This window comes from Bacteroides luhongzhouii, from assembly GCF_009193295.2.
Classification (GTDB): domain Bacteria; phylum Bacteroidota; class Bacteroidia; order Bacteroidales; family Bacteroidaceae; genus Bacteroides; species Bacteroides luhongzhouii.
The window spans coordinates 1,356,833-1,370,288 of record NZ_CP059973.1 but is presented as its reverse complement, the minus strand read 5'-3'; the positions used below and the strand labels follow the sequence as shown (position 1 = coordinate 1,370,288).

At 42.9% G+C, this 13,456-nt stretch carries 11 protein-coding genes; 8 read left to right on the top strand and 3 right to left on the bottom strand.

What is annotated here, in order from left to right; genetic code table 11:
* Nucleotides 1-64 precede the first annotated feature (64 nt).
* From uvrC to GD631_RS05030, 5 genes are all read left to right on the top strand, one after another.
* Nucleotides 65-1,906, top strand: a complete 1,842-nt coding sequence (uvrC, locus tag GD631_RS05050; protein ID WP_143256637.1) for an excinuclease ABC subunit UvrC — start codon at nt 65-67, stop codon at nt 1,904-1,906.
* Nucleotides 1,907-2,142: 236 nt separating this feature from the next.
* The gene (dtd, locus tag GD631_RS05045) at nt 2,143-2,595 is read left to right on the top strand and encodes a D-aminoacyl-tRNA deacylase (protein ID WP_143256635.1); all 453 of its coding nucleotides are present in this window, start codon (nt 2,143-2,145) and stop codon (nt 2,593-2,595) included.
* Nucleotides 2,596-2,627: 32 nt separating this feature from the next.
* Complete coding sequence (locus GD631_RS05040) at nt 2,628-2,966, top strand: nucleotide pyrophosphohydrolase (RefSeq protein ID WP_009041169.1); 339 nt, start codon at nt 2,628-2,630, stop codon at nt 2,964-2,966.
* The gene (gene deoC, locus GD631_RS05035) at nt 2,953-3,855 is read left to right on the top strand and encodes a deoxyribose-phosphate aldolase (RefSeq protein WP_143256634.1); all 903 of its coding nucleotides are present in this window, start codon (nt 2,953-2,955) and stop codon (nt 3,853-3,855) included. The genes GD631_RS05040 and deoC overlap by 14 nt, the downstream gene beginning before the upstream one ends.
* A 399-nt stretch (nt 3,856-4,254) precedes the next feature.
* Nucleotides 4,255-4,935, top strand: a complete 681-nt coding sequence (locus GD631_RS05030) for a DUF1266 domain-containing protein (protein ID WP_143257067.1) — start codon at nt 4,255-4,257, stop codon at nt 4,933-4,935.
* Here GD631_RS05030 and GD631_RS05025 read toward each other — a convergent pair whose 3' ends face one another.
* Nucleotides 4,936-5,910, bottom strand: a complete 975-nt coding sequence (locus tag GD631_RS05025) for a polyprenyl synthetase family protein (protein WP_143256633.1) — start codon at nt 5,908-5,910, stop codon at nt 4,936-4,938.
* Nucleotides 5,911-5,998: 88 nt separating this feature from the next.
* On the opposite strand from GD631_RS05025, the gene polA reads away from it, so the two are divergent.
* Together polA and GD631_RS05015 are read left to right on the top strand one after the other, a co-directional pair.
* The gene (gene polA, locus GD631_RS05020; protein ID WP_143256632.1) at nt 5,999-8,848 is read left to right on the top strand and encodes a DNA polymerase I; all 2,850 of its coding nucleotides are present in this window, start codon (nt 5,999-6,001) and stop codon (nt 8,846-8,848) included.
* A 267-nt stretch (nt 8,849-9,115) separates the two neighbouring features.
* A complete protein-coding gene (locus GD631_RS05015; RefSeq protein WP_143256630.1) occupies nt 9,116-9,511 on the top strand; it encodes a DUF3836 domain-containing protein in 396 nt (131 codons plus the stop codon).
* Nucleotides 9,512-9,601: 90 nt separating this feature from the next.
* Here GD631_RS05015 and GD631_RS05010 read toward each other — a convergent pair whose 3' ends face one another.
* Both GD631_RS05010 and GD631_RS05005 read right to left on the bottom strand, forming a co-directional pair.
* The gene (locus GD631_RS05010) at nt 9,602-10,381 is read right to left on the bottom strand and encodes a LytR/AlgR family response regulator transcription factor (protein ID WP_143256629.1); all 780 of its coding nucleotides are present in this window, start codon (nt 10,379-10,381) and stop codon (nt 9,602-9,604) included.
* Complete coding sequence (locus GD631_RS05005; RefSeq protein ID WP_143256628.1) at nt 10,378-12,411, bottom strand: tetratricopeptide repeat-containing sensor histidine kinase; 2,034 nt, start codon at nt 12,409-12,411, stop codon at nt 10,378-10,380. The genes GD631_RS05010 and GD631_RS05005 overlap by 4 nt, the downstream gene beginning before the upstream one ends.
* 123 nt (nt 12,412-12,534) lie before the next feature.
* Here GD631_RS05005 and GD631_RS05000 point away from each other — a divergent pair, with 123 nt between their 5' ends.
* Nucleotides 12,535-13,440 carry a serine O-acetyltransferase gene (locus GD631_RS05000; protein WP_004296704.1) on the top strand — a complete coding sequence of 302 codons (906 nt, stop codon included), beginning with the start codon at nt 12,535-12,537 and terminating at the stop codon, nt 13,438-13,440.
* Nucleotides 13,441-13,456 lie beyond the last annotated feature (16 nt).

The window sequence follows — 13,456 nt, the reverse complement described above, 5'->3', positions numbered from 1 at the left end:
TTGCGTCTATTTGCAGAGAATGTGTCAAAAGTAAGCAGCTAGCGATCTCTCATACCCAACAATTATGAATGCAGAACCGGAAAGCAGAACCAATGAATATTTGAAAGGAATTGTAGCCAACCTTCCCGAGAAACCGGGTATTTACCAATATCTAAATACGGAAGGGACGATTATATACGTTGGAAAGGCTAAAAATCTAAAGAAAAGAGTCTATTCTTATTTCAGCAAAGAGCATCAGCCGGGAAAGACACGAGTACTAGTCAGTAAAATCGCTGACATCCGCTATATCGTTGTCAATACGGAAGAAGATGCGCTATTGCTGGAGAATAATCTGATAAAGAAATATAAACCACGCTACAACGTTCTATTAAAGGACGACAAGACCTACCCTTCTATCTGCGTGCAGAATGAGTACTTCCCGAGAATCTTCAAAACAAGGAAGGTTATCAGAAACGGTTCTTCTTATTATGGCCCGTACAGCCACATTCCATCGATGTATGCGGTGCTGGACCTGATAAAGCATTTATATCCCTTGCGCACTTGCAATTTAAACCTAAGTCCGGAAAACATACGGGCGGGCAAATTTAATGTATGCCTGGAATATCATATAAAAAACTGCGCCGGGCCATGCATCGGATTGCAATCACAGGAAGAATATCTCAAAAACATAGATGAAATCAAGGAAATCCTGAAAGGGAATACACAAGACATCAGTCGTATGCTGCTGGAAAAGATGCAGACGTTGGCAGCCGAAATGAAGTTTGAAGAGGCACAGAAGGTGAAAGAGAAATATCTTCTAATAGAGAACTACCGCTCCAAATCAGAGGTAGTAAGCGCTGTATTGCACAATATCGATGTATTTTCAATCGAAGAAGACGAGTCGAATTCTGCTTTCATCAATTATCTGCACATTACAAACGGCGCCATCAATCAGGCCTTCACATTCGAATATAAAAAGAAGCTGAATGAATCAAAAGAGGAGCTTTTGACGCTTGGTATTATCGAAATGAGGGAACGCTATAAAAGCCAGTCCAGAGAGATTATAGTGCCTTTTGAACTCGATTTGGAGTTAAACAATGTCGTATTTACCATTCCACAGCGGGGAGATAAGAAGAAATTGCTGGATCTTTCGGTTCTAAACGTGAAACAGTACAAGGCCGACCGCCTGAAACAGGCAGAAAAGCTGAATCCGGAACAAAGAAACATGCGTTTAATGAAAGAAATTCAGCAAGAGTTACATTTGGAAAGGCCACCACTGCAAATCGAGTGTTTTGACAACTCCAATATACAAGGTTCTGACGCCGTGGCAGCCTGTGTTGTATTTAAAAAGGCCAAGCCATCAAAGAAAGATTACCGGAAATACAATATAAAGACGGTTGTAGGGCCTGATGACTATGCTTCCATGAAAGAGGTTGTCAGAAGGCGTTATCAACGCGCTATCGAAGAGAATTCCCCTCTACCCGACCTGATTATCACCGATGGTGGAAAAGGCCAAATGGAGGTCGTTAGAGAAGTCATTGAAGACGAGCTGAATCTGACCATCCCTATTGCCGGACTAGCAAAGGATAACCGCCACCGCACATCGGAACTGCTTTTTGGATTTCCTCCGCAGACTATTGGTATCAAACAACAAAGCCCACTATTCCGTCTGCTGACACAGATTCAGGACGAAGTTCACCGTTTTGCCATCAGTTTTCATCGCGACAAACGCAGCAAACGACAAGTTGCGTCCGCACTGGATACTATCAAAGGGATCGGTGAAAAGACAAAAACAGCACTTTTGAAAGAGTTTAAGAGCGTAAAACGAATAAAAGAAGCCTCTTTTGAGGAGATTGCCGCTATCATCGGAGAAGCGAAAGCTAAGACTGTAAAAACGGGATTAAGCAACGAATCATCAGAAGATTAATAAGAAGCCGGCGGAGTGGAGCGAGTTATCTTTCTATCATTTCAGGCACGGATTACACAGATTACACGGATTTCACGGTTAAATTACCAAACCGCGTTATCCATGTAATCTGCGCCTAAACAATAAACCATTAAAGCCTTCGGCAAAACCCTATAATATTTTCCCGCCAATACACCGTTTTCTCTTCCGAATTTTGTAAATTTGCCTTTCCTAACCACGAAATAGAATAAATAACAATGCGAATAGTTATACAACGAGTAAGCCATGCATCAGTAACAATCGAAGGACACTGCAAATCGTCCATCGGAAAAGGGATGCTGATATTAGTTGGCATCGAAGAAGCAGACGGACAGGAAGACATCGACTGGCTCTGCAAAAAGATAGTGAATCTACGTATCTTCGACGATGAAAATGGGGTGATGAACAAGTCTATTCTAGAAGATGGAGGCGAGATTTTAGTTATCAGCCAATTCACTCTACACGCTTCTACCAAAAAGGGAAATCGCCCCTCTTATATCAAAGCCGCCAAACCGGATGTCTCTATCCCACTCTACGAGCAATTCTGCAAAGATTTAAGCGACGCACTGGGAAAAGAAATAGGCACAGGAACCTTTGGAGCAGACATGAAAGTTGAACTTTTAAACGACGGTCCTGTTACTATATGCATGGATACCAAAAACAAGGAATAGATATTCTATACTAATCATTAATCAATAAAAAAATGACTCTGGAAGAAGCACAGAAACAAGTGGACCAGTGGGTGAAAACATACGGTGTCCGTTACTTCAGCGAGTTGACCAATATGGCGGTCCTGACGGAAGAAGTAGGAGAACTGGCCCGTGTCATGGCCCGCAAATATGGCGATCAATCCTTCAAGGAAGGAGAAAAAGACAATATAGATGAAGAGATAGCAGACGTCTTATGGGTGCTTCTCTGCATCGCCAACCAGACGGGAGTAGACATCACTGACGCTTTCCGGAAAAGCATGGAGAAAAAAACAAAACGAGATAATAAAAGACATATCAACAATCCAAAACTGAAAGATCATGGAAGAGAATAACTCACAGCCCAACAAGTACAAGGCCGCATTGGCAAAGTATAATACCAATCTGAGCGATGCAGATATTCAAGCTCGCGTAGCTGAATTGATTGAGAAAAAAGTGCCGGAAAACAACACGGAAGACGTTAAGAAATTCCTGTTCAACTGCATTGATCTGACCACACTGAACAGTACGGACAGCGATGAAAGCGTGATGCACTTTACCGAAAAAGTCAATCAGTTTGACGATGAATATCCTGATCTGAAAAACGTAGCTGCCATCTGTGTATACCCCAACTTTGCAGCCGTCGTAAAAAATACGCTGGAGGTAGACGGAGTCAATATTGCCTGTGTATCAGGAGGTTTCCCCTCTTCACAGACATTCATTGAAGTGAAAGTAGCAGAAACCGCACTGGCTATTGCAGACGGCGCAGATGAAATAGACATTGTGATTTCCATCGGCAAATTCCTTAGCGGAGACTACGAAGGAATGTGTGAAGAAATACAGGAACTAAAAGAAGTTTGCAAGGAACGACACCTCAAAGTAATCCTCGAAACAGGCGCATTAAAGAGTGCTTCCAACATCAAGAAAGCCTCTATCCTATCCATGTATTCGGGCGCAGATTTCATCAAGACATCTACCGGAAAGCAGCAGCCTGCCGCCACGCCGGAAGCCGCTTATGTGATGTGTGAAGCTATCAAAGAATACTACCAGAAGACAGGAAACAAGATTGGATTCAAACCGGCAGGTGGAATCAACACTGTTAATGATGCAATTATTTACTATACTATTGTAAAAGAACTATTAGGTGAAGAATGGCTTGACAACCAACTGTTCCGCCTGGGAACCAGCCGTTTGGCCAACCTCCTACTATCGGACATCAAAGGTGAAGAAATCAAGTTCTTCTAAAAGTTAAAGGCTACATTAGCAATCAAATACGCCTTACCGCGCGACTCCCGTATATACGGGAATCGACGCGGTATTTTTTATTTAAGAAAATCTAAAGATAGTTACTGAACAATCCGGAAAAATAATTATCTTTGTAAAAGGTTTAGCGATGAAAATATAGCTAATTAGTTATATTAGAGAACGTTTCATTTATTACCAGTTCCTGGAATTCGGCAAAATTCAAAGTTATGAATGGTAATAAGCAAACGGGTCTCACGCACCTTCATGTATATAATTCTGTTATATATCGAATGGAGCGTGGGACTGTTGCTTGTGTACTCATAACGGCTTGCCGAAGCCTCAGGACAATACATAGCAACAGTTCTCACGCTTTTCATGAACTTTATGGAGGTATCAAGGATGGACGCTTACACGAGAACCTTACGATTCAATCACAACCCTCGGAACCTTATCCTCGGAACAGAGAAAAAGAAGGGGCTACGCATCGGGTATATGGAGGCCGGACTGCAAGGCTTCTATCTCAACTCCATGGAAACCGGAGTTCATCCGCAGAAACTATCCAGACTACTGACAGAAGAGTTCCACTGCACCGACACCGAGTCCGTCACCGGATTATTCCAGTTCCTGATTAACGAAGGAGACAGGGTCTCCTACCAGATTATGCTCCCCTACTTACTCTCCACAGAGAACATCAACGAGTTCGAAAGCATCATCCAAAAGCGTTTTTTCGGAGTAGAACGCTTCATCCGGCAAGGAAAGAATCTATACAAATTCGTGAAATATACAGAGGAAAGAAGGGATCCGATTATATGGATAAATGACTTAGAAAAAGGGATCATCGGATGGGACATGGGATTGCTTGTCAGCTTGGCACGCGCCTCCCAAACATGCGGGCATATCAGCAAGGAACAAGCTTGGAAGTACATAGGACAAGCAGCCCAATTATGTTCCCTGGATCTTCATACAGCTGAAGAAATAGACAAGAGCTTCCTTTTAGGAAAAGCGATGAAATCGGGAAAAATAGAAGATTGGGACCGGTTGCTGTTGTGTTATTCACTTTTGGGCAAGTACCGTAAGTAATTATTTTTCGCGGTCTACTACGTAATCCAAATAAGCCCGGAGAGCTACACAAATATCAGATTCCGGCAAAGAAGCCAGTAAATCAAAAGCCTTTTGCTTATAGGCATTCATCATCTGAACGGCATATTCAATACCCCCGTTTTCTTTGATAAATGAGATCAAATGGGCAATTTCATCGAGAGTAGCCGTACCCTCCTTTACCTTGATTGCCAATCCTTGCGCCTCATCGTTTTTTGCCGTATTTAATACATACAAAGCGGGCAATGTCAGTTTACCTTCAAGCATATCATTACCTGTCGGTTTGCCAATCTCTCTATTATCAAAGTAATCGAAAATATCATCCTTTATCTGAAAGCAGATACCAATATATTCGCCCAACAAACGGGCCCGTTCGGCTTCTTCTTCCCCTACACCTACCGAAAAAGCGGCAGCTTTCGTACAGGCGGCAAAAAGAGCGGCAGTCTTCTTACGGATTACATCAAAGTAAACCTCCTCAGAAAAGCTATGATTGCTTACATTTGAAAGCTGAAGCAACTCACCGTCAGCAAGATCCTGCCCAAGAGTAGATACCAATTGAATAATGCGGTGACTGTTCGTCCGTTCGGCATGTACCAGACTGGTTGCCAACAGATAGTCGCCCGTCAGCACGGCTACTTTATTATTAAAGATAGCATTCACCGAGAGTTGTCCACGACGTTCGGTACTTTCATCCACGACGTCGTCATGTACCAAACTGGCTGTATGAAGGAGCTCCAATGAAACAGCTGCATGAAGAGTGGAAGGACATATAGCACCATAAAGACGTGCCACCAGCAAAACAAGAATAGGACGCATCATCTTACCATTCCTCTGCCGTATGTGAGATACGACACTATCGAGCAATGCATTTGAACTGGAGAGAGAACTATCAAAAAGTTCTTTGAAGTCTCTCAGTTCTGCTTCAATCGGAGTTCTGATGAGTGAGATGCTGTCCATTAATTACACAATTTGAGCACAAAAGTAATAATAAAACGCTGAATACCGTATTTTTTTGTACTTTTACCATGAAAAATTAATTAAATCTATGGATTCAAGTAATAAATTATTTCTTTTAGACGCTTATGCACTGATATATCGGGCGTATTATGCCTTTATTAAGAACCCAAGAATCAATTCCAAAGGATTCAACACTTCAGCTATACTGGGGTTTGTAAACACCCTCGAAGAAGTGCTGAAAAAAGAGAATCCTACTCATATAGGAGTAGCCTTCGACCCCGCAGGACCTACCTTCCGCCACGAAGCTTTCGAACAATATAAAGCACAGCGTGAGGAAACTCCGGAAGCGATCCGCCTTTCCGTACCTATTATAAAGGATATTATACGTGCTTACCGCATCCCTATTCTGGAAGTTGCAGGCTACGAGGCCGACGACGTAATAGGTACACTTGCCACCGAAGCCGGCCGTCAAGGCATCACCACTTATATGATGACTCCCGACAAGGATTACGGGCAGCTGGTAAGCGACAAGGTATTTATGTACCGTCCCAAGCATACAGGAGGTTTCGAAGTGATGGGTGTTGAGGAAGTGAAAGCCAAGTTTGACATTCAGTCTCCGGCACAAGTGATTGACATACTCGGACTGATGGGCGACTCTTCGGATAATATCCCCGGATGTCCCGGAGTAGGAGAAAAGACTGCCCAAAAACTAATTTCTGAATTCGGAAGCATCGAAAACTTATTAGAGCATACCGACCAACTGAAAGGTGCACTGAAAACAAAAGTGGAAACGAACCGGGAAATGATTACTTTCTCGAAATTCCTCGCCACGATTAAAATTGATGTCCCCATCCAACTTGAAATGGACTCTCTCGTCCGCGAAGAAGCAGATGAAGATTCACTCCGAAATATTTTCGAAGAACTGGAATTTAGAACGCTCATCGACCGGGTACTAAAAAAAGAGGTTTCCGGAAATGGAATAACCTCCGCTCCCGGAAGTAAAGTCGCCACCGGAAAAAACGCCCCCTCTCCTCTTCCACTTTTTCCCGAAGAAGGAGGCGGAATACAAGGCGATTTGTTTGCGAATTTCACGTCCAATGAGCCGAATGAAGCAAAAAAATCGAATCTAGAGACGTTAGAATCGCATCCATACAACTATCAACTTATTGATACAGAGGAGAAAAGACTAGAAATTATTCAAAAGTTGCTTACATCGAAAATTCTCTCGTTAGATACGGAAACCACCGGAACCGAACCAATGGATGCCGAATTGGTCGGAATGAGTTTTTCCATTGCCGAAAATGAAGCGTTTTATGTTCCTGTTCCATCAGATCGGAACGAAGCGTTAAAAATCGTAAAGGAGTTCCGCCCTGTCTTCGAAAATGAGAATTCGTTAAAAGTCGGACAGAATATCAAGTACGATATGATCGTTCTTCAAAATTATGGTGCAGTAGTAAAAGGTCCGCTTTTCGATACGATGATCGCTCACTATGTTCTTCAACCGGAACTCCGTCATGGAATGGATTACCTGGCAGAAATTTATCTGCATTATCAGACTATCCATATTGACGAACTGATAGGTCCCAAAGGAAAGAATCAGAAGAACATGCGCGACCTCGACCCGAAAGATGTATATCTGTACGCTTGCGAAGATGCGGACATCACTCTAAAACTGAAAAACGTATTGGAGAAAGAGCTGAAAGAGAATGACGCCGAACGTTTATTCTATGATATAGAAATGCCGCTTGTTCCGGTATTGGTCAATATCGAACGAAACGGAGTATTGCTGGACACGGAAGCACTGCAACAATCATCCGCTCATTTCACCGCCCAGATGGAGCAAATCGAAAAAGAGATTTACGAACTGGCCGGTGAGACCTTCAACATCGCTTCCCCCAAGCAAGTCGGCGAAGTCTTGTTTGACAAGCTGAAGATTGTAGAAAAGGCTAAAAAGACCAAGACCGGACAGTATGTCACCTCGGAAGAAGTGCTCGAAAGCCTCCGGCATAAACATCCTGTGGTAGAAAAGATTCTGGAACATCGCGGACTGAAAAAGCTATTGGGCACGTATATCGACGCGCTTCCCCTACTTATCAACCCACGCACAGGAAGGGTACATACGTCTTTCAACCAGACTGTAACCGCTACGGGACGCCTTAGTTCAAGCAACCCGAACTTACAGAATATCCCTATCCGCGACGAGAATGGAAAAGAAATCCGTAAAGCATTCATCCCCGATGAAGGCTGCCTCTTTTTCTCTGCCGACTATTCGCAGATCGAATTGCGTATCATGGCGCACCTCAGCGAGGATAAAAATATGATCGACGCTTTCCTTAGCAATCACGATATTCATGCTGCCACCGCTGCCAAAATCTATAAGATTGACCTGAAAGATGTAGGCTCCGACATGCGCCGCAAAGCCAAGACAGCCAACTTTGGTATTATCTATGGCATATCCGTATTCGGCCTTGCCGAACGGATGAATGTAGACCGCAAAGAAGCCAAAGAACTAATCGACGGTTATTTTGAAACTTATCCGGGAGTAAAAGCCTATATGGACAAAAGTATTCAGGTGGCCCAGGAAAAAGGCTACGTGGAAACAATTTTCCACCGAAAACGCTTCTTGCCGGATATCAATTCCCGCAATGCCGTTGTACGCGGATATGCGGAACGAAATGCCATCAATGCCCCTATCCAGGGAAGTGCGGCAGATATTATAAAAGTAGCTATGGCACGTATCTATCAACGTTTCCAGGCCGAAGGAATACAAGCCAAAATGATTCTGCAAGTACATGACGAATTAAACTTCAGCGTTCCCGTCAACGAAAAAGAGCGCGTAGAAGAAATTGTCATTGAAGAAATGGAGAAAGCATACCGTATGCACGTCCCCTTGAAAGCAGATTGCGGATGGGGTAAAAACTGGCTTGAAGCACATTAATATTATTTAACTCATTATCCAGAAAGCTATAAAAAGGATTCCTTTTTCGACGAAGTGATTCATTCTATATCCGGCAGATTGACTGCCGGATATTTTTTTGTCACCAATCTTGGCAAAAAGCAACCTATTCCCAACCTCACCTATTGACATTTTGACAATCTTTTATCTCCAAATATGCATAAATACCAAATTAATATGTAGATTTGCAGCGTAAAACCTACACGTTTAGTAGACAAATGAAAGTATAACTCAAAAATTTAAATAGCCATGAAAGCAAAAGTATCTTTAAAAATGTTCGTTTTATCTGCAGCTCTTCTTGTTGTATCGCTTGCTACTTCTGCACGTAGCTACGATAATCAATTGATTTATAATCCAATCGAAGAGAATGGTATGACAGTGGGACAGACCGTTTACAAAATGGACGGAAACACACTTGCCAACTACATGAAATACAACTACAAGTACGATGACAATAAACGTATGATTGAAAGCGAAGCCTTGAAGTGGAACAGCAACAAGGACAAATGGGAAAAAGACCTACGTATCAACTATACATACGAAGGCAAGACCGTCACTACCAATTATTATAAATGGAACGCTAAAAAACAAGCCTACGTACTGGTACCCGAAATGACCGTTACGATGGATAATACAAATATGTAACATAAACTCTCTCTCTCATTCTAATATTCTAACAAAAGGATACGCCGCTTCTGCTGAAGAAGTGGCGTATTTCATTATATGAGGTCTACATTACAAAACAAAGAAACGCTCTTGCAGTTCTTTCAGATAACTTCGGGAAATAATCAGATCGTTTTTGTCGTGAAAAGGCGGATAGAGTTGACAACATTTACCATCAATCATTGCCAGATAATTAACATTTACAATAGCCGATTGACTAATCTGTACAAAAGCTTGTGAATAACTGATAATATCTTCTGCTTTTGTATTCCGTTTCAAATTCAGACGAGTCTGATTAAACAAGACTACCTGCCATTGACGCTTGTCTTTCAGATATTCAAAAAAGCCGATTTCTTCCAGGCGTAAAAGCTTGAAACCCGTCACTGTACTAATCATAAACATGCCCTGTTGTGGCATTAATGCACTGATAGAAGAGGCAAAAGAAGGCAAAAGAGGAAGCGAAGCAGAGGTCATCGCCTTCCGGTAACGCTCCATAATCACTTTCAGGTCTTCCGCTTCAAAAGGCTTCAACAAGAAGTCGAAAGCCGACTCACGCAATGCCTGAAGCAAGTATTTATCATAAGAAGTGTAAAACACCACCTTCATATCCCACAAAATATCCTCTCTAATTTCACTTAGTAAGTTAAGCCCCAAGATATCCGGAAGCTCCACATCGAGAAACAATAAATCCGGATGCAACTCCATAATCATCTTTTTACCCTTTGCACCATTCCCTGCGATTCCTTTTACTTCAAATTCACGATAGGGCTCTAACTCGCGGCGCAAAGCATCAATCGCTGTACGTTCATCGTCAACGATGACTACCTTATACTTTTCTTCTGTCTCCATCATAAATCATAAGAAAAATGAAACGGGATATATACCGACACTTGCGTACCGGTTTGTCCATCGCTTCTATTGGTTATATCAAAACGTATTTTATCACTTTTATTCTTTGTATTCAGTAATTGGATGGTCTGATAAAGCACTTTCAGTCCTGTGCCAGTCCCCCGTGTGGCAGAAGCCACTTGCGGAAGATATCCGCGTCCGTTGTCAGTAATCGTCATGCGAATCCCATTTGTTTCACGGGAAACATATACACTTAGTTCCTTTTTTCCGTCCTTTCCCGCCAGTCCATGCTTAATCGCATTTTCTACCGGAATTTGTACAATCATAGAAGGAATCATGATGCGGGTTGCATCTAATCCGTCCTCCACTGTGACCGTCGCTACAAACTCTTCCCCCACACGCCCGCGCTCCAATTCGATATATGTACGCACGAAATCCAGTTCATCTTGCAAGGATACACTCAACTTCTCGGTAAGTTCGAGGCTTCGACGAAGATACTTCACCAGTTCCATCAGATTATGTTTTACCTCTTCCGAGCCGTTAAACTGGTTGATTTCACGTCCCAATACATTAAAAGTGAAATGAGGAGAAATACGGCTCCGCAAGTTCTCCATGCGAACACGGTTGATTTGTTGGAAGAATCGCTGACGAAGAAACTCCCTCTTTTTACGCATATACCAGACAACCACCACTACTCCCACTACAAGCAGCACGCAGACAAGCACCCAAATAGATACGCTCAATTTGAGCACCCTCATCTCTCCTGCCTGTCGCTGAATCTGTATTTCTTTACGAAGTACGATTGTATCTTGCCTATAGCGCATATCCAGTTCGGCAACACGCATCTGTATTCGTTCGCTACGAATGGAATCATCCAGATGACAATCACGTTTCAGATATTCATAGGCATGGCGGTAATCACCGATATGCTCAAAATAATGTTGCAGATACTGATTGCGTATAGTCAGCATATTGGCGTCAAGATGCCCGACAGGAGCAGTCCGGGCGATCATTGTTTTCGCTTGAGCTATATTTCCTTTCTTCAATGCCAGTTCAATCATCTGGGTTTCGATGTAATGTACGGCCGAGTTATGCTGTATATCGGAGAAGAACCGATAACTCTCATCCAGACAGACCTGTGCGGAGTCCAGTTTGTCAGTCAGCAAGTACAATTCTCCCAGGTTTACTTTGATAAAATTCTGTTCAAACACCATCTGCGGATAAGAAGAGACGAGCACATTGGCTCTGCGCATATACTTCAAAGCTTCCTGATAGTCTTTCCGGTAATAATAATGATTACCGCGATTGTTGAGATAAGTCCATTGTTCGCTCACGTTCATGTCGTCGAAATACTGTCCGGCCAATTCATAGTAATAATTGGATAAATCGAAATCCCGCAGTTCCATGTAAGTTTGCCCTAATCCGTAGTAGACAGGGAATTTCGCGTGTTCGGACAAATTCAGCGAATCACAGAGAAACAGGGCACGACGATAATACGAAGCTGTGTGTGCCAAGTCACTGCGATGCAGGTAGGCATCAGCAGTATTGATACAAATATCCGGGAGCAGGTGCAGTTTCTTTCCTTTCAGGCGATATTCGTAGGCTTTCTTATAATCGATAATTGCAGAATCAGGACGGTTCAGTTGCATCCACACGTTACCTTCGATATTATAAACATCGGATAACACATCATTCCATTGAGGACATTCGGAAGCTTTCCGGGAAAATTCCTTTACCCGGCAGTTGTAATAGAGTATAGAATCAAAATCGGAAGAGACAAAGAATGTTTTCCCATAAAGGGCAAGCAGACGATAATAAGCTTGGGAATCTTGTGCCTGTGTCAGTGCGTCAAGCACCTGTGAGCGGGAATAATGTACATTGGAAAACAAAGAGTCCTGTACACGAACTTCCAGAGAATCAATCAACACCTGTTCGCACGAAGAGCTATTGCGGTGTCTATCAGCATATCCGCAACTCAACAACATCAACAGCCCTAACAGCCCAAATAGTTTCATAGCAGTCCTCTGATTCATCAGTCCCCCTTATTCATGTCATGTTTTGAATGTGACAAAAATACATTATTTATCCTGAATCCCAGCGAATTTTATTATTTTTTTAATACCTTTGTGCCCATATAAATATGAGCAACTGACCTAATGAGTCCACTGAACTTCACCCACATTTTGACACAGGCAGTCGATGAGCTATCGGAAAGCGAATCTTATAAAGGACTGTTTCATCAGCACAAAGATGGCGAACCACTGCCCTCTGCTAAAGTCTTATATGAAATTATTGAGCTTTCACGCTCTATTCTCTTCCCCGGATATTACGGAAATTCTACTATTAACAGCCGGACAATTAATTATCACATCGGCGTCAACATTGAAAAATTGTTTGATTTACTTTGTGAGCAAATCCTCGCCGGATTATGTTTTAGCACTTCCATAGAGGGAAAATGTAACGTCTGCTCCGACTCGAAACGGGAAGAGGCTGCACGTCTTGCTGCTAAATTCATCAGTAAGTTACCCGCCATGAGAAGAATACTGGCAACCGATGTGGAAGCCGCCTATAACGGTGACCCGGCTGCCGAAAGCTATGGAGAGGTGATTTTCTGCTATCCGGCCATTAAAGCGATCAGCAATTACCGTATCGCGCATGAATTGCTGGAACTGGGTGTTCCTTTGATTCCCCGCATCATCACGGAGATGGCGCATAGCGAAACGGGAATTGATATCCATCCGGCCGCAAAGATTGGCACTCACTTCACTATCGACCACGGTACAGGTGTCGTTATCGGTGCCACAAGTATCATCGGCAACAACGTCAAACTATATCAGGGCGTCACTTTGGGAGCCAAGAGTTTCCCGCTGGATGCCGACGGAAAACCAATCAAGGGAATCCCCCGCCATCCGATCCTGGAAGACAATGTGATTGTCTATTCCAACGCCACTATTTTGGGAAGAATCACCATCGGGCGTGACGCAACCGTAGGCGGTAATATCTGGGTAACGGAGAATGTTCCTGCAGGAGCAAGAATCGTACAAACTAAAGCAAAAAAATAAAATCAAAAGAATCTAT

What these genes read in the sequence shown, in the direction of transcription:
- GD631_RS05030 (WP_143257067.1), top strand. Translation starts at nt 4,255, where the DNA reads ATGGACGCTTACACGAGAACCTTACGATTCAATCACAACCCTCGGAAC.
- dtd (WP_143256635.1), top strand. Translation starts at nt 2,143, where the DNA reads ATGCGAATAGTTATACAACGAGTAAGCCATGCATCAGTAACAATCGAA.
- GD631_RS05015 (WP_143256630.1), top strand. Translation starts at nt 9,116, where the DNA reads ATGAAAGCAAAAGTATCTTTAAAAATGTTCGTTTTATCTGCAGCTCTT.
- uvrC (WP_143256637.1), top strand. Translation starts at nt 65, where the DNA reads ATGAATGCAGAACCGGAAAGCAGAACCAATGAATATTTGAAAGGAATT.
- GD631_RS05005 (WP_143256628.1), bottom strand. Translation starts at nt 12,411, where the DNA reads ATGAATCAGAGGACTGCTATGAAACTATTTGGGCTGTTAGGGCTGTTG.
- polA (WP_143256632.1), top strand. Translation starts at nt 5,999, where the DNA reads ATGGATTCAAGTAATAAATTATTTCTTTTAGACGCTTATGCACTGATA.
- GD631_RS05025 (WP_143256633.1), bottom strand. Translation starts at nt 5,910, where the DNA reads ATGGACAGCATCTCACTCATCAGAACTCCGATTGAAGCAGAACTGAGA.
- GD631_RS05010 (WP_143256629.1), bottom strand. Translation starts at nt 10,381, where the DNA reads ATGATGGAGACAGAAGAAAAGTATAAGGTAGTCATCGTTGACGATGAA.
- GD631_RS05040 (WP_009041169.1), top strand. Translation starts at nt 2,628, where the DNA reads ATGACTCTGGAAGAAGCACAGAAACAAGTGGACCAGTGGGTGAAAACA.
- GD631_RS05000 (WP_004296704.1), top strand. Translation starts at nt 12,535, where the DNA reads ATGAGTCCACTGAACTTCACCCACATTTTGACACAGGCAGTCGATGAG.
- deoC (WP_143256634.1), top strand. Translation starts at nt 2,953, where the DNA reads ATGGAAGAGAATAACTCACAGCCCAACAAGTACAAGGCCGCATTGGCA.